The sequence below is a fragment of the Streptomyces sp. NBC_00663 genome (genome assembly GCF_036226885.1).
Taxonomy (GTDB): Bacteria; Actinomycetota; Actinomycetes; order Streptomycetales; family Streptomycetaceae; genus Streptomyces.
Genome location: NZ_CP109027.1, coordinates 9,034,473 through 9,057,721, shown reverse-complemented (window position 1 = coordinate 9,057,721; position 23,249 = coordinate 9,034,473). Strand labels below are relative to the sequence as shown.

Annotated in this window: 22 protein-coding genes; 16 read left to right on the top strand and 6 right to left on the bottom strand. The window is 71.5% G+C overall.

Annotated features, from left to right (window positions below; translation table 11 throughout):
* Positions 1 to 462 precede the first annotated feature (462 nt).
* The 3 genes from OG866_RS41245 to OG866_RS41235 are packed head-to-tail and all read left to right on the top strand — an operon-like array spanning position 463 to position 2,176.
* Complete coding sequence (locus tag OG866_RS41245) at positions 463 to 1,185, top strand: nucleotidyltransferase family protein (RefSeq protein ID WP_329342812.1); 723 nt, start codon at positions 463 to 465, stop codon at positions 1,183 to 1,185.
* Positions 1,182 to 1,439, top strand: a complete 258-nt coding sequence (locus tag OG866_RS41240; protein ID WP_329342811.1) for a BON domain-containing protein — start codon at positions 1,182 to 1,184, stop codon at positions 1,437 to 1,439. Before OG866_RS41245 ends, OG866_RS41240 begins: the two co-directional genes overlap by 4 nt.
* The gene (locus OG866_RS41235) at positions 1,436 to 2,176 is read left to right on the top strand and encodes a metallophosphoesterase family protein (RefSeq protein ID WP_329342809.1); all 741 of its coding nucleotides are present in this window, start codon (positions 1,436 to 1,438) and stop codon (positions 2,174 to 2,176) included. Before OG866_RS41240 ends, OG866_RS41235 begins: the two co-directional genes overlap by 4 nt.
* Before the next feature lie 26 nt (positions 2,177 to 2,202).
* Here the strand turns inward: OG866_RS41235 and OG866_RS41230 are convergent, their stop codons facing one another.
* Entirely contained in the window at positions 2,203 to 3,906 is a 1,704-nt protein-coding gene (locus OG866_RS41230; RefSeq protein WP_329342807.1) for an NAD-dependent malic enzyme, read from the bottom strand.
* Positions 3,907 to 4,013: 107 nt separating this feature from the next.
* On the opposite strand from OG866_RS41230, the gene OG866_RS41225 reads away from it, so the two are divergent.
* The 10 genes from OG866_RS41225 (at position 4,014) to OG866_RS41180 (ending at position 15,517) form a co-directional block, all read left to right on the top strand.
* Complete coding sequence (locus OG866_RS41225; protein WP_329342805.1) at positions 4,014 to 4,946, top strand: LysR substrate-binding domain-containing protein; 933 nt, start codon at positions 4,014 to 4,016, stop codon at positions 4,944 to 4,946.
* A 79-nt stretch (positions 4,947 to 5,025) separates the two neighbouring features.
* Entirely contained in the window at positions 5,026 to 5,670 is a 645-nt protein-coding gene (locus tag OG866_RS41220) for a dihydrofolate reductase family protein (RefSeq protein ID WP_329342804.1), read from the top strand.
* A gap of 47 nt (positions 5,671 to 5,717) precedes the next feature.
* A complete protein-coding gene (locus OG866_RS41215; protein ID WP_329342803.1) occupies positions 5,718 to 6,230 on the top strand; it encodes a DinB family protein in 513 nt (170 codons plus the stop codon).
* Positions 6,231 to 6,422: 192 nt separating this feature from the next.
* Positions 6,423 to 7,490: a LacI family DNA-binding transcriptional regulator gene (locus tag OG866_RS41210; RefSeq protein WP_443063618.1), complete on the top strand. Its 1,068-nt coding sequence runs from the start codon at positions 6,423 to 6,425 to the stop codon at positions 7,488 to 7,490.
* Between the two features lie 325 nt (positions 7,491 to 7,815).
* Positions 7,816 to 9,207: an ABC transporter substrate-binding protein gene (locus OG866_RS41205; protein ID WP_329342802.1), complete on the top strand. Its 1,392-nt coding sequence runs from the start codon at positions 7,816 to 7,818 to the stop codon at positions 9,205 to 9,207.
* Between the two features lies 1 nt (position 9,208).
* On the top strand, positions 9,209 to 10,087 hold the full coding sequence (locus OG866_RS41200) for a carbohydrate ABC transporter permease (protein WP_329342800.1): 879 nt from the start codon (positions 9,209 to 9,211) through the stop codon (positions 10,085 to 10,087).
* Positions 10,084 to 11,013, top strand: a complete 930-nt coding sequence (locus OG866_RS41195; protein WP_329342799.1) for a carbohydrate ABC transporter permease — start codon at positions 10,084 to 10,086, stop codon at positions 11,011 to 11,013. Before OG866_RS41200 ends, OG866_RS41195 begins: the two co-directional genes overlap by 4 nt.
* Before the next feature lie 29 nt (positions 11,014 to 11,042).
* Complete coding sequence (locus OG866_RS41190) at positions 11,043 to 13,169, top strand: beta-galactosidase (protein ID WP_329342797.1); 2,127 nt, start codon at positions 11,043 to 11,045, stop codon at positions 13,167 to 13,169.
* 32 nt (positions 13,170 to 13,201) lie between these two features.
* Positions 13,202 to 15,007, top strand: a complete 1,806-nt coding sequence (locus tag OG866_RS41185; RefSeq protein WP_329342795.1) for an RICIN domain-containing protein — start codon at positions 13,202 to 13,204, stop codon at positions 15,005 to 15,007.
* Positions 15,008 to 15,127: 120 nt separating this feature from the next.
* Positions 15,128 to 15,517 (top strand): VOC family protein, encoded by a 390-nt coding sequence (locus OG866_RS41180; protein WP_329342793.1) that lies wholly within the window; start codon positions 15,128 to 15,130, stop codon positions 15,515 to 15,517.
* A 70-nt stretch (positions 15,518 to 15,587) separates the two neighbouring features.
* Here the strand turns inward: OG866_RS41180 and OG866_RS41175 are convergent, their stop codons facing one another.
* The 5 genes from OG866_RS41175 to OG866_RS41155 form a co-directional block, all read right to left on the bottom strand.
* Positions 15,588 to 16,022 carry an OsmC family protein gene (locus tag OG866_RS41175; RefSeq protein ID WP_329342791.1) on the bottom strand — a complete coding sequence of 145 codons (435 nt, stop codon included), beginning with the start codon at positions 16,020 to 16,022 and terminating at the stop codon, positions 15,588 to 15,590.
* Between the two features lie 61 nt (positions 16,023 to 16,083).
* Positions 16,084 to 16,824: a hypothetical protein gene (locus tag OG866_RS41170; RefSeq protein ID WP_329342789.1), complete on the bottom strand. Its 741-nt coding sequence runs from the start codon at positions 16,822 to 16,824 to the stop codon at positions 16,084 to 16,086.
* Between the two features lie 4 nt (positions 16,825 to 16,828).
* Complete coding sequence (locus OG866_RS41165; protein WP_329342788.1) at positions 16,829 to 17,359, bottom strand: SigE family RNA polymerase sigma factor; 531 nt, start codon at positions 17,357 to 17,359, stop codon at positions 16,829 to 16,831.
* 201 nt (positions 17,360 to 17,560) lie between these two features.
* Complete coding sequence (locus OG866_RS41160; protein WP_329342787.1) at positions 17,561 to 19,492, bottom strand: SMI1/KNR4 family protein; 1,932 nt, start codon at positions 19,490 to 19,492, stop codon at positions 17,561 to 17,563.
* Between the two features lie 70 nt (positions 19,493 to 19,562).
* Positions 19,563 to 20,513: a peptidoglycan-binding protein gene (locus tag OG866_RS41155; protein ID WP_329342786.1), complete on the bottom strand. Its 951-nt coding sequence runs from the start codon at positions 20,511 to 20,513 to the stop codon at positions 19,563 to 19,565.
* Between the two features lie 169 nt (positions 20,514 to 20,682).
* Between OG866_RS41155 and OG866_RS41150 the strand changes: the two genes are divergently transcribed.
* From OG866_RS41150 to OG866_RS41140, 3 genes are all read left to right on the top strand, one after another.
* Positions 20,683 to 21,801: an ABC transporter substrate-binding protein gene (locus OG866_RS41150; RefSeq protein WP_329342785.1), complete on the top strand. Its 1,119-nt coding sequence runs from the start codon at positions 20,683 to 20,685 to the stop codon at positions 21,799 to 21,801.
* A 64-nt stretch (positions 21,802 to 21,865) separates the two neighbouring features.
* Positions 21,866 to 22,762: an RNA polymerase sigma-70 factor gene (locus tag OG866_RS41145; RefSeq protein WP_329342784.1), complete on the top strand. Its 897-nt coding sequence runs from the start codon at positions 21,866 to 21,868 to the stop codon at positions 22,760 to 22,762.
* Between the two features lie 35 nt (positions 22,763 to 22,797).
* Positions 22,798 to 23,181: a VOC family protein gene (locus OG866_RS41140; protein WP_329342783.1), complete on the top strand. Its 384-nt coding sequence runs from the start codon at positions 22,798 to 22,800 to the stop codon at positions 23,179 to 23,181.
* Positions 23,182 to 23,249: the final 68 nt, after the last annotated feature.

Here is a 23,249-nt window from a genome sequence, read left to right as displayed (position 1 = left end):
CGGCCATCGTCCCCGACCACGACCGTCGGATAACCACGCAGCCGTCGCCCCCACCACGGCCGTCGGGTGAGGACGCGGCCGTCGCCTCCGACCACGACCGTCGCATGACCACGCGGCCATCGTCCCCGACCACGACCGTCGGATAACCACGCAGCCGTCGCCCCCACCACGGCCGTCGGGTGAGGACGCGGCCGTCGCCTCCGACCACGACCGTCGCATGACCACGCGGCCGTCCTCCCCGGCCGTCGTCCGACCGCCACGAGGGGTCCGGCGCGGGCGGGGACGGAGGGGTCGCAGGAGCGTGAGGCATGGCCAGCCCCGGCCCTGAGCCGCGGCGGGGCAACAGGACTCGGACCAGGGGGCGGGCTGGTCGGGAGTGGCCGTGGGCCTGATCGCGTAGCCCGTGTCGGGGGCCGTGCGGCGGGTACTCGGAACGCCTCGCCCGGACAGGAAGGGGCAGCGATGACGCAGCACGGCGACGACCCGTCCGGCCGGCGCACCGACGTGGCCGAACTGCACCTCGCACCGGGGGAACCGGAGACCGCCCTCCGGGGCCGTGCGCCCGCGCACGACGCCCTCGCGAACGACGCGGGCGTCGAGGAGCTTCCGCTCGACCGCAACCAGGCGATCCTGCGGGCCGCGAAACGGACCGGGGCGCTGCTCAAACAGGCGGGATATCCGTTCGCCCTGGCCGGCAGCGTCGCCGTGTACGCGCACGGCGGCGTGCAGAACCTCCAGCACGACGTCGACTTCTGCATCCGGCCCGAGGACGCCGAGGCGGTGGCGCAGGCCCTGCGCGCGGCGGGACTGCCGGTGCGCAGGCCGCCCGAGGACTGGCTGCTCAAGGCCACCTGCCTCGGACAGCAGGTCGACCTCATCTTCGAACTGGCCCACCAGCCGGTCACGACAGAGCTGCTCGCCCGGGCCGAGGAACTGCCCGTGGAGTCGGTGCACATGCCGGTCCTGGCTCCGACCGACCTCATCCGCAGCCTGATGGCGGCCTTCTCCGAGCACCACTGCGACTTCGGCGCTGTGCTGCCGATCGCCCGGACCCTGCGCGAGAAGATCGACTGGGACGGCGTACGCCGCACCTGCGCGGGCTCCCCGATGCCCGACACCTTCCTCTACTTCCTGGAGCGGCTGGACGTCATCCCACCCCAGCAGCGCGAAGAGGTGCCCCGATGACCGACCCCGCCGGGAACGTCGAGTACCGCGTCGCCCACCTCCGCGAGCGCCTGGCCGCCGGGGAACTGGGTGAACTGGGCGTCCGCGTGGAAGTGCGGGGCCGGATGGTGCTGCTCACCGGCACGGTCCCCTCGGCCCGGTGCCGGGACGTTTTGCTGCACACCGCCCGGCAGGAACTGGCCGACCTCGCCGTGCACAGCGATGTCGTCGTCGTCGAGAACACCTCGCCCGACCATGCCGAGGAGTTGCCGTGATCCGCGTCGCCGCCGTGGGCGACATCCACATGGGTGCCGACAGCCAGGGGCTGCTGCGGCCCGCGTTCGACACGCTGCCCGACTGTGCCGACCTGCTGCTGCTCGCCGGGGACCTCACCCGGCACGGCACACCGGAGGAGGCCGGTGTGGTGGCACGGGAGGTACGGGGGCTGGGGGTGCCGGTCGTGGCCGTGCTCGGCAACCACGACCACCACGACGAACAGCCCGAGAAGGTCACCGAGATCCTCCAGGACGCCGACGTGACCGTCCTCGAGGGACAGGCGACGATCCTGGACTGCGCGGGGACACGTGTCGGCGTCGCCGGGACCAAGGGGTTCGGTGGCGGGTTCGTGGGGCGCAGCGCGGGCGAGTTCGGGGAGCCCTTGATGAAGGAGTTCGTCCGCTACTCCCGGCGCTGCGCCGAGGGGCTGCGGGAATCACTCGACGAGCTGCGGGAGCGGGGCTGCGAGGCGCGGGTCGCGCTCACCCACTTCTCCCCCGTGGCCGACACTCTCGCCGGTGAACCCCTGGAGATCTACCCGTTCCTCGGCAGCTATTTCCTGGCCGAGGCGATCGACACCGGCGGCGCCGACCTCGCCGTCCACGGCCACGCCCACATGGGTACCGAGCACGGGACGACGGCCGGGGGCGTACGCGTCCGCAATGTCGCCCAGCCGGTCATCCGGCGGGCGTTCAACGTGTACCAGCTGCACACCGCGGACGAGGCAGGCGCGTAGGAGCCGGTCGGCCCCGGGCCTGGCCGTCAGACCGCGGTCACGGGTCGGTACACGGGTTCCCACATGGCTTCGCGGACCCGTTCCTCGATGGTGTCGTCGACGGTCGTGCGGGCGACTCCGTCCTCGGCCGCCGCGCGGGCCACGGCGACGGCCACGGCGGTGGAGGTGCGGCGCAGTTCGCCGGTGAGCGGCAGGATGGGCGCCCCCGGGGCGGTCGGGTCGACCTGGGCCGCGACGGCGTGGGCCGCGGCGGAGAGCATGCCGTCGGTGACGCGGGTGGCGCGGGCGACGACAGCGCCCAGGCCCAGGCCGGGGAAGACCAGCGCGTTGTTCGCCTGGCCGATGCGGTGGGTGACGCCGTCCCGGGTGACCGGTTCGAAGGGGCTGCCGGTGGCGACCAGGGCGCGGCCGTCGGTCCAGTCCAGCAGTTCGGCGGGGACGGCTTCGGCGAGCCGGGTCGGGTTGGACATCGGCAGGATGATCGGGCGGTCGGTGTGCGCGGCCATGGCGCGGACGACGCTCTCGGTGAAGGCGCCGCCCTGGCCCGAGGTGCCGATGAGCACGGTGGGGCGGACCCTGCGGACCACTTCCTCCAGAGGGATGCCGCCGAGCTTGTCGTCGCGCCGCCAGTCCGAGACCTCGGCGGCGGGGCGGGCGTAGGGGAGCTGGAAGTCGCGCAGGCCGTCCTGGTCCTCGGTGAGGAGCCCGTAGCGGTCCACGGCCCAGAACCGGCCGGTGGCCTCCTCGTGGGTGAGGCCGTCCCCGGCCAGGGCGTCGCGGAGCTGGTCGGCGACCCCGATGCCGGCCGTGCCCGCGCCGAGGACCACGACGCGGTGCTCGCGCAGCGGCAGTCCGCTGGCCCGGACGCCGGACAGGACGGCGGCGAGGTTGACCGCGCCGGTGCCCTGGATGTCGTCGTTGAAGACGAACCGCTCATGGCGGTAACGGTCGAGGATGCGGCGGGCGTTGGCCGGTCCGAAGTCCTCGAAGTGCAGCAGCGCGTCGGGGAAGAGGCGGCCGGCGGTGGTGACGTAGGCGTCGATGAACGCGTCGTATGTCGCCGTGTCCACGCGGGGGTGGCGGTTGCCGAGGTAGAGCGGGTCGTCGAGGAGTTGCTCGCGGTTGGTGCCGACGTCGAGGACGACGGCGAGGGTGCGGGCCGGGTCGATGCCGGCGGCGGCCGTGTAGACGGCGAGCTTGCCCACCGAGATGTCGATGCCGCCCACGCCCCAGTCGCCGATGCCGAGGATGGCCTCGCCGTCCGTCGCCACGACCAGGTCGACGTCCGCGGCGGTGAGGCCGGAGGCGCGCAGGGCGGTTTCGATGTCCTCGGGGGCGTCGACCGAGAGGTAGATGCCGCGCGGGCGCCGGTACTCGTTGCTGTAGCGCTCGATGGCGGTGCCGACGGTCGGTGTGTACACGATGGGCAGCATCTCGGAGAGGTGGTCGCTCACCAGCCGGTAGAACAGGACCTCGTTGCGGTCGTGCAGTGCGGTCAGGTACACGTGCTTGGCCAGGTCGCTGGTCTGCGCGGTGTACTGCCCGTAGGCGCGGTCGGTCTGCTGGTCCAGGGTCAGCGCGCGGGGCGGGATGAGTCCGTCGAGGCCGAGGGCGCGTCGTTCGGGTGCGGTGAAGGCCGTACCGCGGTTCAGGCGGGGGTCGGCGAGGACGGCGCGGCCACGGGCCGATGTCTCGAAGCCTCGGGTCTCGGGGTTCCACCGAGTGTTCATCGTCGGTCTCCAGGGGAGTGGGGTGCGGCTTTCATCGTCGCTTTGCCGGATTCGATGCGTCCAATGCCTGGATGGGCGGAAACTCATGCGTCAGTAGCATGGTTTTCATGGACGTGCAGGTATTGAGGTCGTTCCGGGCCGTGGCCGAGGGGGCGACCGTGACGCACGCCGCCGCGGAGGCGCATCTGACCCAGCCCGCCCTCTCCCGCGCCCTGCGACGGCTGGAGCGCGAGGTGGGGGCCGAGCTGTTCCAGCAGGTGGGCCGCGTGCTGCGGCTGACGCCGGCGGGCCAGGTCTTCAAGGAGCACGTCGACGCGGCGCTGGACCGGATCGACCACGGTCTGCGGGCGGTGCGGGAGACGGTGTCCCCGGAGTCGGGCCTGATCCCGCTCGCGTTCCTGCACTCGCTGGGCACCTGGCTGCTGCCGCCGCTGATCACCGGCTACCGGGAGCGGTTCCCCCTCGCCCGGTTCGAACTGCGCCAGGGCGGCGAGGCCGTCCTCCTCCAGGCCCTGCTGGACGGCACGGCCGACCTGCTCCTCACCGCCGAGGACCCCGGCCATGCCCTGGTCACCTGGCGGCGCCTGCTGGTCGAGCCGCTGTGGCTGGCCGTGCCACCGGGGCATCGGCTGGCCCAGCGCCGCCGGGCCCGGCTGTCCGAGGTCGCCGATGAACCGTTCATCATGCTGCGCCATGAGCAGGGTCTGCGTGCCGTCACCGAAGCCCTGTGCCGGAAGGTCGGGTACACTCCGCGGGCCGGCTTCGAGGGGGACGAGGTGGCGACTCTGCGGGGCCTGGTCGCGGCGGGCCTGGGCGTCTCGCTCCTCCCCCGCCCTCACTCGGCCGCCCCGCCGCCCTCCCGTCGCGCCCCCACGTATCTCCAGGTCACCGACGTGGAGGCCAGCCGGGACATCGGCATCGCCTGGCTGTCGTCCCGCACCCTGCCGGCCAACTCCCGCCGGTTCATCGACCACGCCCTGGAGCACGCGGCGGCGGTGGCCCGGCAGGAGCAGGAGCACGGACCCGCGCAGGAGACGTGAGCCCTCGCCGACTCGGGTGCGATGAGTTTTCCGGACCGGGAGAGTCTCACCACTGTTGTCGACACCACCGGAGGTACCCGTGGCCCAGCTCCTGCGCGTCCAGAACTTCAACGTCTCCAGCGACGGCGTCGCCGCCGGCGAGGACCAGACCCTGGAGAACCCGTTCGGTCTCGACGGCGCCCAGCGGCTGTTCTCGTGGGCCGGGGCGACGGCGAGCTGGCCCAACCGCACCGATCCCGGCGGCAGCCGCGGCCTGGACGACTACTTCACCCGGGACTTCACGCACAACATCGGCGCCGAGATCATGGGCCGCAACAAGTTCGGTCCCCAGCGCGGCCCCTGGCAGGACCACGAGTGGCAGGGCTGGTGGGGCGACGAACCCCCCTTCCGCACCCCGGTGTTCGTGATGACCCACCACCCGCGCCCGTCGATCACCCTCTCCGACACCACGTTCCACTTCGTCGACGGCGATCCGGCCACCGTCCTGGAGCAGGCGCGGCAGGCGGCGCGGGGCAAGGACGTGCGGCTCGGCGGTGGGGTGACCACCGTCCGCCAGTTCCTGGACGCCGACCTCGTCGACACCCTGCATGTGGCGGTCGCCCCGGTGAAGTTCGGGTCCGGACTGCGCCTGTGGGACTCGCCCGACGACCTCCGGGACCGGTTCCATCTGGAGGTCGTGCCCAGCTCGAGCGGCGTGACCCACCACCTGTTCTGGCGCAAGTGACCAGCGCCGCCGACGCCCGTACGGACTCCGGGGGAACAGAGAGGGTCATGAACGGATCATTACCGCGGGACGGTGAAGTCACCGCGCTCCTCGGGGTGTTGCACTCCCAGCGCCGCCATGTGCTCGGCATCCTCGACGGGTTGGACGCGCAGGCGCTACGACGTCCCGTGCTGCCGTCGGGATGGCACTGCCTCGGACTGGTCCAGCACCTCGCGCTCGATGTCGAGCGCTTCTGGTTCCGGGCCGTCGTCGCGGGGGACGCGCAGGTGATCCTGGGCCTGCCGAGCGGCGACGAGGCCTGGACGGTGGCTCCGGACGTGCCGGCCGCGGAGGTGCTCGACGGCTACCGGCGGGAAGCGGAACGCGCCGACGCCGTCATCGCGTCCACCCCTGCCGACGCCTCCCTGGCGTGGTGGCCCCACGATCTGTTCGGCGAGCCTCATCTGCACAGCCTGCGGGACGTCCTGCTGCACGTCATCGCCGAGACCGCGTGCCACGCCGGACATCTCGACGCGGCACGCGAACTCATCGACGGTCGCCGCTGGCTGGTCCTGACCTGACCTGACGCACCCCCCTCGCACCGGCCGGCCCCGGCGAGCCCTGCGGGGCCGGCCGTCGACTTCATCCGTCCGGAACTCTTGACGCGCCCCGTATGACTGCGTAGACATGTCCGCGTAGACATGACTGCGCAGTCATTGGAAGGATGCCTGCCGACAGTCGGATGCGATCAACCGGTCGACGGGAGACACACCATGACGCCAGGGACGAAGCGCGGCGGTAACTCCGCGGCGCCGAGCGGCGTGGACGTGGCCCGGCTCGCCGGGGTCTCGCAGAAGACGGTCTCCCGGGTCTTCAACGACGAGCCGTACGTCTCCGCCGATGTACGCCGACGCGTCCTGGACGCCGCCGAACAGCTCGGATACCGGCGCAACAACGCCGCTCGGGCACTGGCCTCAGGGCGCACCCGTTCGATCGGCGTGGTCACCCTGGGCACGGCCCTCTACGGCCCCGCCTCACTCCTCATGGGCGTCGAGCGGGCCGTACGGGACATGGGGTACGCGCTGCGTGTGGTCAACACGATGGAGGGCGATCCGGCGGGCGTCGCCGGCGCCGTCGGCTCGCTCCTGGACCAGGGCGTGGACGGCATCGTCATCTCCGAACCCATCGAGGAGGACGGCCACCAGGGAGAGACCCCCCTTCGCGTCGACGTACCCGTCCTCGTGCTGGGCGCGCCCTCGCCGGTGACCGCGCCCATGGTGCTGACCGCGGGGGGCGGCGCCGGACCGATGGCCCGGGCCGCCACCGAACACCTCCTGGAACTCGGGCACATGACGGTCCATCACCTCGCCGGGCCGCAGCGGTGGTACGCCGCCCGCGACCGCCTGGAGGGATGGCGGGCGGCGCTGACCGCGCACGGCCGGACCGTGCCGCCGGTCAGCGAGGGCGACTGGTCGGCCGCGTCGGGACACGCGGCGGGCCGGGAGCTGGCCCGGGACCCGGAGGTCACCGCCGTCTTCGCCGCCAACGACGACATGGCGATCGGTCTCGTCCGGGCGTTGACGGAGGCCGGGCGGCGGGTGCCGCAGGACGTCGCCGTCGTCGGCTTCGACGACATCCCCCTCGCCGCCTATGTCACCCCTCCCCTGACCACGGTGCGCCAGCCCTTCGACGCCGTGGCCCAGGAAGGGCTCAAGCGTCTGGTGTACGCCATCGAGAACCCGGACACGACACCGATGCCGGCCGCAGACCCACCGGTCGACCTCGTCGTGCGGGCGTCGAGCGCACCGCCCGCGAAGGGAGGCCGGGCCAGCCAACAGTGACCGCCGGCTGACATCCGGCACCCCGGCCCGGGCGCCCCGCCGCACCGTCGGGACCACGCCCCGGACCACCCCGAGCCGCACCTGAACACGACGGGCCGCACCGCCAGGTCTTCCCCGACCTTCCGCGACCCGCCCCACCCGGCCGCGACAGCGACTTCCGCGGTACGCGACGCACGCGCCGGCCTCCCCTGACTCCGTACGCACCGCCCGGCCCCGTTCCGGCCTCCGCGCCCCGGCCGAGCCCTGCGCCCTCTTCTTCCACCTCACCATGCCCGCACGCCCTCGCCAGGCGTGCCGCCACCTTCGCCTCCGGCGGGAGTTCACCATGCCCAACTTCGCTTCTGCGTCCACCCCTTCGCCGATGAGCCGTCGGCTGTTCCTCAGCACCACGGGCGCCCTGTCGCTCGGCGCCGCCCTGACCGCGTGCGGCGGCGGCGACTCGGGCGGTTCCTCCGCCGCCGCCAAGCCGGTCGGCCAGGCCGACATCGACAAGGCGATGACGACGCCGACCGAGCTGACGTTCTGGACGTGGGTCCCGAACATCGCCAAGGAGGTCGCGCTGTTCGAGAAGAAGTACCCGGCCGTCAAGGTCAAGGTCGTCAACGCCGGTCAAGGCACGCCCCAGTACACGAAGTTGCGCACGGCCCTCAAGGCCGGCAGCGGCGCCCCGGACATGGTCCAGATCGAGTACCAGGCCATCCCCACCTTCACGATCACCAACAGCCTGCTGGATCTGCGCCCGTACGGCGCCTCCGCACTCAAGTCGACGTTCGTGGACTGGACCTGGGGTCAGGTCAGCGGGTCGGACGGAGAGATCTGGGCGATACCGCAGGACACCGGCCCGATGGGCATGCTGTACCGCAAGGACATCTTCGACCGGCACGGCATCGATGTACCCACCACCTGGGACGAGTTCGCGGCCGCCGCCCGGAGGCTCCACAAGGCCGACCCGGACGTCTACCTCACCAACCTCGCCGCCAACCAGGTCGCCGCCTGGCACGGCCTGCTCTGGCAGGCGGGCGCCAAGCCCTACGCGACCTCCGGCAAGAGCGACATCACCATCAGCGTCGACGACGCCGTCTCCCAGAAGCTCGGCGCCTACTGGGGCGGACTCGCGAAGGAGGGGGTCATCGGCGTCGAACCCGACTTCACCGACTCCTGGTATGCCGCCCTCAACAAGGGCAAGTACGCCACCTGGATCACCGCCGCCTGGGGCCCGGTGTTCCTGTCCGGCTCCGCCAAGGCAACGGCCGGCAAATGGCGGGCGGCCCCGCTGCCGCAGTGGGACACCGCCAAGCCGAGCTCGGGCAACTGGGGCGGTTCCACCACCGCGGTCATCCGCTCCACCAAGAACCCCATCGCCGCGGCCATGTTCGCGCAGTTCCTCAACAGCGACCCGGCCAGCGCGAAGATGTTCGCCACCGAGCAGTTCTTCTTCCCCGCCACCAAGGCCCTTCTCACGGACACCGAGTTCGTCGGGGACACGCCCTCCTTCTACGGCGGCCAGAAGGTCAACCAGGTCTTCGCCGACGTCAGTTCCACCGTCAACTCCTCCTTCCAGTGGCCCCCGTTCCTCGACCAGGCCGCGACCGACTGGACCGAGACCGTCGGCAAGTCCCTCGCCGACCACACCGACACCGTCCGCGCGCTCGGCAGCTGGCAGTCGCGGCTGACGACGTACGCCAAGAACCAGGGCTTCACCGTCAAGGGGAGCTGAGATGACCGCCGTTCGCCGCCGCCGGATGGCGGGGCCGCTGTTCGTCGCCCCGTTCCTGACGCTGTTCCTGCTGCTCTTCCTCGCGCCGCTCGGCTATGCCGCCTACCTCAGCCTGTTCCAGAACCGGCTCATCGGCGGCAACGTCTTCGTCGGCCTCGACAACTACACCCAGGCCCTGGGCGATCCCCAACTCCTGCACGGTGTGGGCCGGGTGGCGTTGTTCTTCGTCATCCAGGTGCCGTTGATGCTGCTGCTGGCGCTGCTGTTCGCGCTCGCCCTCGACAGCGGTCTGCTGCGCCTGGCCCGCGTGATCCGGCTCGGCATCTTCGTCCCGTACGCGGTGCCCAGCGTGGTCGCCGCACTCATATGGGGCTATCTGTACGGGCCGGACTTCGGCCCGTTCGCCCAGCTGAGCCACGACCTCGGGCTGCCCGCACCGGACTTCCTCAGTGAGGGCTGGATGCTGGGCAGTCTCGCCAACATCGTGACCTGGGAGTTCGTCGGCTACAACATGATCATCCTGTACGCCGCCCTGCGCACGATCCCGCAGGAGCTGTACGAGGCGGCCGCGATGGACGGAGCGGGTGCCTGGCGGATCGCCTGGTCCGTCAAACTCCCCGCGCTCAAGCCCGCCCTGCTGCTCACCCTGCTCTTCTCCGTCATCGGCAGCTTCCAGCTGTTCAATGAACCCAACCTGCTGATGAAGATCGCCCCGGACGTCATCAGCAGCTCCTACACCGCCAACCTCTACGCCTACTCCCTTGCCTTCACCGGCCAGCAGGTCAACTACGCGGCCACGGTCTCCTTCCTCCTCGGTCTCGTCATCGTGATCGCCTCCTACGCCGTCCTGCTCACCGCGAACCGCAGGAGGACCCCGTGACGACCACGACCCCCACGGCCACCGCCGCCCCCAAGGCCACTGCACCCGAGCCCACCCCCCGCAGGACACGGCGCCGCTCCCGCCGCAGCACCCCGCTGACCATCGCCATGCTGGCCGCGCTCGGCTACTTCCTGCTCCCCCTGTGCTGGCTGCTCATCGCCTCGACCAAGAGCACGCAGGACCTGTTCAACAGCTTCGGCCTGTGGTTCTCCCACGCCCCGCAACTGCTGACCAACATCAACGCCACGTTCACCCAGGACGACGGCGTCTTCGTGCACTGGCTGCTCAACACGGCCCTGTACGCCGTCGTCAGCGCTCTCGGGGCCGCGCTCCTCGCGGCGGCGGGCGGCTACGGGTTCGCCAAGTTCCGCTTCCGTGGCGACCGGCTCGCCTTCAACCTGGTCCTCGGCGCCGTCATGGTGCCGACCACGGCCCTGGCGATCCCGACCTATCTGCTCTTCGCGAAGGCCGGCCTGGTCAACACCCCGTGGGCGATCATCCTGCCGTCCCTGGTCAACCCGTTCGGCCTCTATCTGATGCGCATCTACGCGGCCGACGCCGTCCCCGACAGCCTCCTGGAGGCCGCCCGCATCGACGGCGCCGGCGAGGCCCGCATCTTCTTCCGGATCGCCCTGCGGCTGCTGGGCCCCGGCTTGGTCACGGTCCTGCTGTTCACGCTCGTGGCGACCTGGAACAACTACTTCCTGCCGCTGATCATGCTCAACGACCCGAATCTGTACCCGATCACGGTCGGCCTGGCCTCCTGGGCCGCGCAGGCCCAGAACGGCGGGGCCGGTGCCAGCAGCGACATGCTCGCGCTCGTCGTGACCGGCTCACTGCTCTCCATCGTGCCGCTCGTCGTGGCCTTCCTGATGCTCCAGCGCTACTGGCAGAGCGGCCTGGCCGCCGGCGGCGTCAAGCAGTAACCCTCAACCACCCTTCGGAGGTCTCCTTCATGGCGGCTCTGCCTGCCCGCGTCCTGTTCGGCGCCGCGTACTACCACGAGTACCAGCCCCACCCCCACCCCGCCGAACGCCTCAAGACCGACCTGGACCTGATGGCCGACGCCCATGTCAGCGTGATCCGGGTCGGCGAGTCGGTGTGGTCGACCTGGGAGCCCGCGAACGGCCGCTTCGAACTCGACTGGCTGCGACCGGTGCTGGACGGCGCCCACGAGCGCGGCATCTCCGTCGTCCTCGGCACCCCGACCTACGCGGTGCCGCCGTGGCTGGCCCGCCAGTACCCGGAGATCACCGGCGAGGGCCGGACCGGCGAGCGGTTCGGCTGGGGCGGGCGGCAGGAGGCCGACTTCACCCACCCGGCGTTCCGGTTCCACGCCGAGCGGGTCATCCGCGAGATCGTCGCCCGGTACGCCGACCACCCGGCGGTCATCGGCTTCCAGGTCGACAACGAGCCCGGCCTCCACCTCTTCCACAACCACGGCGTCTTCCAGCGCTTCGTCGACCATCTGCGCGACAAGTACGGCGACGTCGAGACCCTCAACCGTGAGTGGGGCCTGGTCTACTGGTCCCACCGCCTGTCCACCTGGGCCGACCTCTGGAGGCCGGACGACAACCAGCAGCCCCAGTACGACGTCGCCTGGCGGGAGTTCCAGGCCCAGCAGGTCACCGAGTTCATCGGCTGGCAGGCCGACATCGTCCGCGAGTACGCCTCCCCCGAGCAGTTCGTCACCACCTGCATCTCCTACACCCGCCCCGGCGTGGCGGACGACGAACTCACCGACCGCCTCGACATCGCCTCCGGCAACCCGTACTACGACATGCAGGACGGCCTGCGCCTGCCCGATCCCACGCCGGACTCGCACGAGCAGATCTGGAAGACCACCGGCGTGTGGGCGCTGTACCAGACCGCCGACTGGATGTTCTCCTCCCGCCAGGAGCCGTTCCTGGTCACCGAGACCAACGCCGGCTCCATCGGCTTCCCGTGGGACAACCGCCCCGGCTACGACGGACAGTGGCGTCAGGCGGCCTGGGCACTGGTCGCCCGCGGCGCCCGCATGATCGAGTACTGGCACTGGCACACGCTGCACTTCGGCGCCGAGACCTACTGGGGCGGCATCCTCCCGCACACCGGCCAGCCGGGGCGGACGTACGCCGAACTGGCCCGTCTGGGCGCCGAGTTCGAGACCGCAGGACCGCTCGTCGCCGGGCTGGAGCCGGACGCGGACATCACGATGGTGTACTCGACGCCCAGCAAGTGGCTGATGCAGAAGTACCCGCCGCTGGCCCAGCCGGACGGCACCCCGGACCCGGCGGCCTATCACCGCTTCTTCGACCCGTTCTACCGCGGCGCGTTCGAGGCCGGACGCCAGGTGCGCATCGTCCACGCCCGCCAACTCCACGACCCGGAAGGAGAACGGGAGGGCCTGAGCCCCGAGGACGCCGTGCTCCGCCATCCCGTGCTCGTCGTCCCGGCCCTGTACCTCGCCGCCGACTCCACCCTCGACTGGCTCGCCGCCTATGCCCACGCCGGTGGCCACCTCGTCCTCGGCCCCCGCACCGGCTACGCCGACCACGAGGCCCGCGCCCGCGCCGAACGCGCCCCGGGACGTCTCGCCGAGGCCGCGGGCGTGTCCTACGACGAGTTCAGCAACCTCACCCAGGGCATCCCGGTGCGCCCCGCACCCGACAGCCCCCTGCATCTGTCCGCCGACGCCACGGCGACCCGCTGGGCGGACGGTCTGACCGTCGCCGACGCCGACGTCCTCGCCGCCTACGACCACCCTCACTTCGGCCGCTGGCCCGCGGCCACCACCCGACGCCACGGCGCGGGCCGTATCACCTGCGTCGGCACCGCCCCCGGCCGCGCCTTCGCCCGGGAACTGGCCGCCTGGCTGGCACCGGCGGCGCCCGGAGCCTGGCGTGACCTCCCCGACTCCGTCACCGCGACCACCGCCACGGCCACCGACGGCCGACGCGTCCACGTCGTCCACAACTGGAGCTGGCAACCGGTCGCCGTGCCGGCCCCGTCGGACCTCACCGACGTCCTGACCGGCGCGACCGTCCCCGCCGGGACCGCGCTGGACCTCGGCCCGTGGGACGTACGCGTCCTGGTCGCCTGACCACCCCCGCACGGCCCTCAAGGAGGAGAAACATGCACAGAAGACGTCCGGTCCAGGCACTCGGCACCGTCCTGGCCGCGTCGGCGCTGCTGGCGATACCCATGGCCAGTGCCCACGCGTACAACCCGACGGGCGGCGTCCTGTACCAGCTCGGCAGCGAACCGTGTCTGAAGGGGCGGGGCAACTGCGCCGTCTACCCGAAGTCGGCGCAACTGCCGGGCGGGCGCCTCGTCGCCTCGTTCGAGAAGTCGACGGTCGTGTCGGCGACCGGCTCCGCCGACCGGCAGACCCTGCCCGTCTACAAGACCGACGACCACGGCACGTCCTGGCAGCCGCTGTCCGAGGTGAAGGCGCCGGCGTACCTCTCCAGTGACCCCAAGTACGCCAAGTACACGAGCAATTGGACCAACCCCTACCTCTATGCGCTCCCGCAGGACGTCGGGAACCTGAGACAGGGCACCCTGCTCCTCGCGAGCGTCGTCTCCGGTGACGACGCCTACTACAAGGAGCACAAGGCCGCCGACCCGAACTGGACCCCGTCCAACGACGGCGACCGCAGCGACCTGGCGATCGCCCTGTACTCCAGCACCGACAGCGGCGCGACCTGGAACGTCGTCAACGTCATCGCCACGGGCGGCTGGCAGGGCGGCAGCGCGGGCGCGATCGGACAGAACGTCGCGACGGCGAACACGACCAGGCAGGTGGACCCGGTTTGGGAGCCGTATCTGATGGTCCACAAGGGCAAGTTGGTCTGCTACTACTCCGACGAGAACGACTACACCGGCTTCGACCCGGTCACCGGCGTCCCCACCCTGGACCCCGCCAACGACACCGCCCCCGACTCGCACGGCCAGATCCTCGCCCACAAGACCTGGGACGGCCGCAGCGCCCAGTGGAGCAGCCCCGTCGTCGACATCGCCGGGCTCACCCAGGACATGGGTGGCGGCAAGAAGGAGATCGGCGGCGGGCGGCCGGGGATGGCGAACGTCGTACGGACGACGGACGGCAAGTGGCTGCTGACGTACGAGTACTGGGGCGGTGGCGCCAACACCCGGTACCGGCTCGCCGCCGACCCGTTGACGTTCTTCACCGGCTCCCCCACGGGCGACGCCGTCACCTCGCTGCCGGTCGACCCCGGCAGCCGTCCCCTCGCCACCGGCGGCAGCCCGGTCCTCGTCCGGCTGCCCGGCGGGCGCCTGGTCTACAACGCGGCCGGAAGCGGCAGCGTCTGGGTCAACGACGGCGGTCGCGGCGACGGCGTCTGGAAGGAGTACCAGACCACGTCCCAGGCGGGCTACAGCCGCGATCTCCAGTACGTGGACGGCACGGGCCGGGTCGCGATCCTCAACAACCAGGGCACGTCGACCATCGCCTTCGCGGAAGTCGACCTCGGGCACTCCGCGGGCGCCTACTTCCAGTTGGTGAACCGCAGGACCGACCAGGTGATCGGCACCGGCAACAAGACCAACGACGCCAATCTCGGGAACGGGGACGTGCCCGACGTCCGTCTGGAGGACGCCGGCTCCGCCGGCGATCCGGACACCCAGTTCTGGCACACGGTGACCGAGCCGAACGGCGGCGTCAGTCTGCTGAACAAGGCGGGGGGCCGTGCGGCGGCGATCTGGACGGGCAACGCCACCGCCGGACAGCGGATCGGCCAGTGGGTCGACAACAGCTCCACCGGCAGCTGGAACCTCGTCAGGACCGCCGACGGTTTCTACAGACTCCAGTCGGTCAAGAACCCGAGCCTGTATCTGACCGGAGCCTCCGCCGACGCCCCGCTCACCCTGCAAAGCGCCGCGTCGGACGGTTCACAGGACTGGGAACTCGTGGAGTAGCCCGCCGTACGATGTTCGGACCGGCGGCGGGATGTTGGCTAGGATGATCGGCGACATCGCGTGTCGGTCACCGGCTGGGTGAGGCATGGAGGTGTCGGGAGATGCCTTCGGAGGCATTCCTTGTCCGTTCAGTTGAACCACACCATCGTGCACGCCCGGGACAACCGGGAGTCGGCCGAGTTCTTCGCCGGCCTGCTGGGTCTTGAGATCACCACCGAGTGGGGCCCGTTCATCGCGATCGCCCTCAGCAACGGCGTCACGCTCGACTTCGCCACGATCCCCGCGGAGAAGATCACCCCCCAGCACTACGCCTTCCTGATCTCCGAGGAGGAGTTCGACGCGGCGTACGCGCAAATCCGCGAGCGCGGCATCGAGCACTACGCCGACCCCATGCGGCAGCAGCCCGGAACCATCAACCACCATGACGGTGGCCGCGGGGTGTACTTCATGGACCCGTCGGGCCACGCCATGGAACTCATCACCGTTCCCTACGGTGGCTGGGGCGAGTAACCCCACGTGTTGAGGGCCGCACCCCGAACCCGGGGTGCGGCCCTCGGCACTCGGGCGCCGCGACGCGCGGTCAGGCGTCCTCGACCGTCGCCGTCACGGGCGTACCGATCTCCACCGTGCGGCTGACCGTGCAGAGCCGGTCGTGGGACGTCTTGACCGCCCGGGGAAGAATCGCACGCGCCCGGTCGGCGCCCTCGCCGTCCGGGAACGTGACCGAGAAGGTGACCGTGAGGTCGGTCAGCCGGTTGCCGAGGTCGTCGCCGACCTTGTTGCCGGCGACCGCCACGGAGAACTCGGCGGGCTCCGCGTGACGGCTGGTCGCGATGTCCACGTCCACGGCCGTACAGCCGCCGAGCGCCGCCAGCAGCAGTTCCACGGGGGTGAATTGGGTGTCGCCGTCGGCACCGGTACCGAAGCTGACGGTGCCGCCGCGGGTGTTGGTCGCGGTGAAGTGGCCGGTACTGGTTCGCTCGACGGTGACGGTACGCACGGGGTTGTCGGTCATGCCGTCGACATTAAGGGCACGGCCCGGATGTACCGGCAGCCGCGCACACGCCCGTGGCCGGTCATCCCCCGATTTCCGCCAGTTCCTCGCCGTCGGCCCCGTAGACGCGGAAGACGGGCAGGCCCAACGACTTCGAGCCCTCGGCGCTGTTCTCGTAGCTCCCTTCGACGGGGGAGCTGACGGCGTGGGAACTCACATAGGCGGGCTCTCCGGACAGCCGCACGATGGGGAGCACGGTGGTGCGGCCGTCGTCCGTCATCGTGATGCGGGCGGCCGGCGTCTTCCCGGTGTAGGCGAGCACGGTCACCACCCCCTTGGGGAACGGGTACCAGTTGAGGGTCATGGGTTCGGTGCCCGGCTGCTCCTGGTCCAGTGGCCCCACACAGCTCGGTCGCTTCTCGATCGGGTGCTTCGGGCAGAACTCCCGCTGCTTCAGCAGATACCAGACACCGAGTCCGACATCGATCCGCTCTCCGGGCCGTACGACGCGCACCGGGGACCGGACGTCGGCCGTCCCGGGGGAGGCGGAGGGCCGTGAGGACCGCTGCCGGTCGGCTCCGGTGACCGCGTGGGAGGACGCGGGCTCCTGGTCGAGGGCCAGCTTGCCGGCCGCCGGGGTCAGCAGCAGCGCGGCCAGCGAAAAGGTCGCCAGCCTGCGGCGGCGTCTGATGGCCGCGGCCCGGCGTACGACACGGTCCTTCGGGAACGCCGTGGGGGCGCAGCCCCGGGCGGCCTCGTCCAGCGCCCGCCACAGCTCGGGCCGTGGCGGCTGCGGCGAGAGGTCGGCCTGCATGTCTGACACTCCCCTACTCCCCGTGGGTCATGGTGTCGGCGTACTCGGACAGGACCGCGCTCGAACGCAGCTTCTTCAGCGCCCGGCTGGCCTGGCTCTTCACGGTGCCGACGGAGCAGCCGAGGAGGTCCGCCGTCTGCTGTTCGCTCAGGCACTCCCAGTAGCGGAGCACGACGATGGCTCGCTGACGGGGCGGCAACGTGGCGAGCGCGTCGAACAGCTCCGAGCGGGTCTCGTAGTTCTCGCATCCGGACGGGCCGCGCTGCTCGGGCAGGTGGGGGGTGAGGAGTTGCACGACCCGCCGTTTGCGCTGCCGGGTCGTGTTGTTGTTGATCAGCGCGCGTCGCACGTACTGATCGGGCGCGTCCAGCGTGCGTATGTGGTGCCAGCGCAGATACACCTTCGCCAGCGTCACCTGGACGAGGTCCTCCGCCTCGTGATGGTCCCCGTTCGTCAGCAGATACGCCGTACGCAGCAGCCGCGGCCACCGCACGGCGGCGTACGTCTCGAAGTCCCGCGGACTGTCCCCCCGTTCCCGGTCCACGTCCTGTACCGCCTCTCTTCGATCGGCGGTGGGTGTACAAGGGCTGGTGATCGCGCGCACCCTGAGTTCCCCCGATTTTTCGTTCCGCTGCCGCGCGCAGGTCAGGCGCGCGTGAGCTCCTCCCAGTAACACCCCGCACGCAGACCTCAGGTTGCCTGCGCCGCGGATCCGGGTGCGCGCGCCCGGCCCCGGGGGTGAGCGCTAGGGTCGCCGCCCCACCACGCCGATGGTCACGTATCCCTCACCCGGCCCGGGCGCTCGACGCCAGGAGCGGGTGCGGACGGTGTGCAGACGTCCCTGGGTGAGGGCGAACCGCGGGAGCCGGACGCCGAATTCGGCCGCGAGGGCCTCCAGAGCGTGCGCCTCGCCCTGGCGCCGGTCGCGCGGCACGTCCGGCGGGAAGAGCAGGTCCGGGTCCAAGGCGCTGGGTACGGGTCCTTGTCTGCTGGTCGTGGTCGCTCGGACGGTGAAGGCGTACCTCTCCTCGCCGTTCTCGGCGACCGACAGGTGGAAGAGGCCGGGGCTCTGTCCGCCGAAGGGCTCGCTCCACACCGTCACCACCCGGGTGCCCCAGGAGGCCGCTGTGCTCCGGGAGGCCGCCGTGCCCGGGGAGACGAACCACCGCTCGTCGAAGGAGGCACCGGGCTGCGCCTGGAGGGCAAAGCTCCAGCCCTGGCCGGCCCGGCCGACGCAGACGTGCGGCTCGTCCGCCCACGGCTCTCTGCTCTGACCGCCGCGCGGCCGCATCCGCGACTCCCACACCATCGCCGGTTCGTCCAGGTCGGTGGTGCCTTCGGCGCCGATCCGGCCCGGGAGTTCGGCCGGTTCCACGCCCTCGACGAGGAGGAAGCGGTACGACGTCAGGACGTTGCCGGACGGTATGTCCGTCAGCCACGCGAGGCCGGGTGGGTCCAGGTCGGGGGTGGGCGCGGGGGTGCTGCCGCCGTGGCCGGCCCTCGGTGTGGCCAGGAGTTCCCGGCCCCGTTCCGGTGTGATCACAGGGCCGAGCAACGGGTCGGCGTACAGGCCGAAGGGGGCGAGGTGCTCCGGGCCGAGAGGCTGCCACCGGGGCAGTGCGGCGCGCAGCGTGTGCCAGGCCGCGTCCGTCTCTCCCCAGCGGGCGTGCTCCCGCGCCTGCTCCACCGCGGCACCGAAGGGACCCTCGGGCAGGTAGCGGTACGTCCCGGCCCACACCTGCCGCACGGCCTCCTCGACCGCGATGCGCTCCGCTTCGGAGGCGTCCCCCAGGCGTTGCGCCAGCGTCCCGTCCTGGCGGTTCACCCGTACACCCTCGGCGGCCAGCACCGGCACCGCCTCCAGCGCGTACCGCGGATCCGCCACCAGTTCGTGGAACGACACCAGATAGGTCTCCCCCAGCAGCCGACGGATCTGGTCGTGCAGTCCCGCCGCTCGGGGTCTGCCGTACGCGACCGCCTCCGCCAGCGCCGCCGCGGCCTCCTCGTACCGGCCGGACAGGGCGTCCTGGCGGGCCGTCTCGACCGACGCGTCCAGTGCCCGCGTCGTGGCGTTGGCGAACTCCGTCCCGGCCCGTCGGGAGCGGTCCATCTGGAGGCGGTGGAACTCCCGGTACATGTCTTCCATGAACGCCCGGAACGAGGCGTACCGTTCGGGCGGGCTCGCCCGCCACGACGCGTACGTGTACACGGCCCACTCGCCGTCGTCGCCCACGTCCCCCGGGTCCAGCAGGAGGTACACGGCGTCGGATTCCACGTCGAGTTGCAGGGCCCGCCCCCACATCCCGGCGAGCGTCTCGTCCTCCGGCGTGGGGTGGTCCACCTCGCCGGGGAAGTACTCGGACAGGCCCGCCGCGTCCTGGTGCCATCGCACCTGACCGGTCCCGGCGAGCAGCCAGACGAACCCGCCCGCGTGCCGCCAGCCGTCGGTCACCGCCAGGAACTCCCGGTAGGAGGGCGGCAGTCGGTGCCCGAGGCGCTCCTCCAGCTCACGGATCCGCTCCTCGGACGCGCCCGGGAACCCCAGCCATCGCGCCCGTACGGGTTCGTCGTCGGCCGTGTTCCGCTCGCCGGGCGGGGGCGCCAACTCCTGCGCGTCCGCCCACTCCTGACTCCACCGCGCCAGAAACGGCCGCCACTCCTCGGTCATGTCTGCCATGACGACGATGCTGCCAGCCGCCACTGACAACGGCCCGGTCCCTACGGTGTGCGCCGAGGAGCAGCGGGTGTCACGGCTCCGAGGTCTCGGATTCGAGGACGGCGCGGGTCCGCGGACCGTACACGCCCGGCTCGTCCTCCTGGACCACGCGCGTGACCTGGTAGCCGCGGACGGCACTCTCGACCTGGCTGTCGTACGTGCCGTCGGCGTCACCGCCGTAGAAACCGACCTGACGCAGCCGGAGTTGGAGCTCGACGACCTCCGGTCCCTGGTCGCCGAGGCGGAGTACGGGAGCCTGGCTGCCGGAGGAACTCGGTGTGGGGCCGCCGCCCGTGGCGGTGGGAGCCGCGCCGGACGCCGTCCGCGTCGCGGTGGGGGTGTCGGTCGGGGTGGCCGGGCTCGGGGTGGCGAAGGCGTCCGTCGAACCGCCGGTGGAGGCGGGCGGTCGCGTCGGTGACCTTGTCGGCGAACCGGCCGAGGGCGAGGGGCGGTCGGCGGAGGGCTGTGGTTCCGGCAGGCTGGCGCGCACACCGCCGGACGGGGAAGCGTCGCGGTCGGGGCCGTCGTACCAGTAGAGCCCACCGACGACGCATCCCGTCAGCACGGCGGCGGTGGCCCCGCCCCAGCCGGCGGTCAACAGGGCCCGCCGGCGTCGGCGCTGCCGCGCGGTGCCGTCCGGGGCGGGGTGATACGGGGCCGAGTCGTAGGGAGGCGTCAGGACAGGGGCGTCCGGTGCGGAGTGCGGCTCCCGTAACTCCCGTGCGCCGTCCGCCGGTTCTGCCGTCGGGTCATCCTCGTCCTCGGTGGCGTCCACGGGAGGATCGAGTGACGCGGTGTGGGTGCCGACCTCGACGAACGGCCGGATGCGTACCGGATCGAAGTCCTCGGCGGCCGCGGCCTCCTCGCTGCGCTCGGCACGGTGGGCGTCGGACGCACGGCGAGCGCAGGCGCAGTCCGGGGTGCCGTCCGCGGCGCGAGCCGTTCCGCACTCCGGGCAGACAGGGCCTGCCTGTTCACTCACACGTGCTCCCTCTTCGTACGAGGTCCAGAGTCTAGACAGAAACGGCACACACAACCTGCACAACAGTTCGAGGATCGGAGTGCCGACGTCCGCACAGCCGGGATTCAGCCACCGGGGCAGGGCCGGGTAGGTTCCTCGGTGTGAGTCGCTCGGGGGAGGAAAACCGCGCATGAACACCGAGTCCACGCCCTCGCCGGCCGTGGCGGAGCCGCACGACGGGTCAGCCGTCCGGATCGGCGTCCTCGCCCCGCTGACCCGGCCCGGCTGGGCCGAGGCGGGCCACCATCTGCTCGCGGGAGTCGAGTTGGCCGTACGCGAGGTCAACGACGCCGGTGGGATCGCCGGAAGGCCGCTCGAACTCGTGGTCCGGGACACCGCGGCCGACCCCGGGAAGGCCGCGGCGGCGGTGACGGACCTGGCGGGCCAGGGGGTGACCGCCCTGGTCGGGGAGTATCACAGCGTGGTCGCGCGCGCCGCGGCCGGCCGGGCCGACGCCCTCGGGCTGCCGTACCTGTGCTCGTCGGCCGTGCTCGACGCGCTCACCGAGCAGCCGACGGACTGGGTCGCGCGCCTCTCCCCGCCGCAGTCACGCGGCTGGCGGGTCTACGCGGACCACCTCCTCGACGCGGGCCACCGTCGCATCGCCGTGGCCACGCAGCCGAGTCTCTACTGGGCGACCGGAACCCGCGTCCTGCGGGACCACTTCGCCGCGCGGGGCGGCACGGTCGTCGAACTCGACCTGAGCGAGCTGACCCCCGCCGCCGTCTGCGACGAGCTCCTCGACCAGCGCGCGACAGCGCTTCTGCTGCTGGCCGGGCATCCGGAACCGGCCGTGCCGATCGTCCGGTCGGTCCGCCGCGACGAGCGCCTCGCCGGGATCCTGATCGGTGCCCCGGCCGGGCAGCCGGAGTTCGCCGAGTGGGCGGCGCTGCTGGGCGACGACGGCACCGCGATCCCCTTCCTGCGCTACCTTCCCGAGCACCTCACCCCCCTCGGGGCCCGGGTCCAGCCGCTCCTGCGCGAGCGGCTGGCCGCCGCGCCCTCCTTCGTCGCCTTCGAGGGCTACGACACGATCGTCGTCCTCGCCGATGTGTTGCGCACCCACGGCACGGACCGGGCACGGATCTCCGCGTCCTGGCCGGACGTCGCGGTGGAGGGCACCCGTGGCCTGATCCGGTTCTCCCGCACACCCGGCATCGGTGTCTGGCAGTGGGCCTGGGCATCGATCCAGGTCGTCGACCGCGACCCGGCACGACCCGATCGCTTCCGGGTCCTGCGCACCGGCTGAGCGGCCGTCGTCACCGCGCCCGCACGTCGGCTTGTAGCATGGTGATCCACTTCCGGAGGTCAGCATGCGCGCCCCAGACGACGCGGACTCTCTCGACCAGGCCACCAGCGAGTTCCTGACCGCACGCCCGCGGCTCTTCGGCATCGCCTACCGCATGCTGGGCAGCGTCGTGGAGGCCGAGGACATCGTCCAGGAGGCGTGGCTGCGCTGGCAGAACACCGACCACGCCGAGATCCAGGACCCGGCCGCGTTCCTGGCCACGGTCACCTCACGGCTGGCCATCAATCTCGCCCAGTCCGCGCCGAAGCGACGTGAGGCATACGTCGGGCCCTGGCTGCCGGAGCCGGTGGAGACCAGCGCGGATCCGCAGGTGGGCGCGGAGCGGGCGGAGGCGGTCGATCTGGCGGTGCTGTTCCTGCTGGAGAAGCTGAACCCCGTGGAACGGGCCGCGTACGTGCTCAGAGAGGCCTTCGACTATCCCTACCAGCGGATCGCGGAGATGTTGGAGACCAGCGACGCCAACGCCCGGCAGCTGGTCAGCCGGGCCCGCAGGCATCTGGCGGCGGAGCGCCGGGAGCCGGTGAGCCCCGCCGCTCACCGGAGGCTGCTGGAGGTGTTCCTCTCCGCCGCGCGGACCGGTGAGCTGGCGGTCCTGGAGGAGGTCCTCACCATGGACGTCGTCAGCTACACCGACGGCGGCGGGATGCGCGGAGCCTCCAGGATCCCGGTCATCGGGCGTCCGCATGTCTCCAAGTTCATCGTCGCCTTCGCCCCGCGCTTCTGGCCGGGCACCGAGGAGCGCTGGGTCGAGGCCAATGGCCGGCCCGCCGTCCTCGTCACGGCAGGTGACAAGGTGCTGGCCCTGGTCTCGGCCGAGGTGTCGGAGCGCGGCATCGAGCGCCTCATGTGGGTCCTGAACCCGGCGAAGCTGGCACCGTTCGTGGCCTCTCTGGACGGCTGAGGCACCGCTCACGACAATCAGGAAGGCTGGTGGTCATGGTCTCGGTGGTGCAGAACGTGGCGATCGACTGTGCGGACGCCTATGAACTGGCCCGGTTCTGGAGCGGCGTCACGGGCCGCCCCCTGGATCCGCAGGACGGACCGGGCAGCCGGGAGACTCAGGTGATACTGGCGGACGGCCCGGTGCTGTACTTCAACCAGGTACCCGAGTCCAAGACGGTCAAGAACCGGATCCATCTGTGCCTGCGCCCCGAGACCTCGCGCGATGTGGAGGTGGAGCGGCTGCTGGCCCTCGGTGCCACCTTCGTCGCCGATCACCGCAATGCCGACGGTTCGGGCTGGGCGATCCTCGCCGATCCCGAAGGCAACGAGTTCTGCGTTCTGCGCAGCGATTCCGACCGGGCCGGTACGGGTTCCTGAGGCGCGGGACGCCATCTCGGCACAGTGGGTGTCACAGGCGGGCGGGCTGTCCGGTCTCTTCTGGTGCA

Coding starts and splice junctions, on each gene's coding strand:
- OG866_RS41245 (WP_329342812.1), top strand. CDS start 463: ATGACGCAGCACGGCGACGACCCGTCCGGCCGGCGCACCGACGTGGCC.
- OG866_RS41240 (WP_329342811.1), top strand. CDS start 1,182: ATGACCGACCCCGCCGGGAACGTCGAGTACCGCGTCGCCCACCTCCGC.
- OG866_RS41230 (WP_329342807.1), bottom strand. CDS start 3,906: ATGAACACTCGGTGGAACCCCGAGACCCGAGGCTTCGAGACATCGGCC.
- OG866_RS41225 (WP_329342805.1), top strand. CDS start 4,014: ATGGACGTGCAGGTATTGAGGTCGTTCCGGGCCGTGGCCGAGGGGGCG.
- OG866_RS41215 (WP_329342803.1), top strand. CDS start 5,718: ATGAACGGATCATTACCGCGGGACGGTGAAGTCACCGCGCTCCTCGGG.
- OG866_RS41210 (WP_443063618.1), top strand. CDS start 6,423: ATGACGCCAGGGACGAAGCGCGGCGGTAACTCCGCGGCGCCGAGCGGC.
- OG866_RS41205 (WP_329342802.1), top strand. CDS start 7,816: ATGCCCAACTTCGCTTCTGCGTCCACCCCTTCGCCGATGAGCCGTCGG.
- OG866_RS41200 (WP_329342800.1), top strand. CDS start 9,209: ATGACCGCCGTTCGCCGCCGCCGGATGGCGGGGCCGCTGTTCGTCGCC.
- OG866_RS41190 (WP_329342797.1), top strand. CDS start 11,043: ATGGCGGCTCTGCCTGCCCGCGTCCTGTTCGGCGCCGCGTACTACCAC.
- OG866_RS41185 (WP_329342795.1), top strand. CDS start 13,202: ATGCACAGAAGACGTCCGGTCCAGGCACTCGGCACCGTCCTGGCCGCG.
- OG866_RS41175 (WP_329342791.1), bottom strand. CDS start 16,022: ATGACCGACAACCCCGTGCGTACCGTCACCGTCGAGCGAACCAGTACC.
- OG866_RS41160 (WP_329342787.1), bottom strand. CDS start 19,492: ATGGCAGACATGACCGAGGAGTGGCGGCCGTTTCTGGCGCGGTGGAGT.
- OG866_RS41150 (WP_329342785.1), top strand. CDS start 20,683: ATGAACACCGAGTCCACGCCCTCGCCGGCCGTGGCGGAGCCGCACGAC.
- OG866_RS41145 (WP_329342784.1), top strand. CDS start 21,866: ATGCGCGCCCCAGACGACGCGGACTCTCTCGACCAGGCCACCAGCGAG.
- OG866_RS41140 (WP_329342783.1), top strand. CDS start 22,798: ATGGTCTCGGTGGTGCAGAACGTGGCGATCGACTGTGCGGACGCCTAT.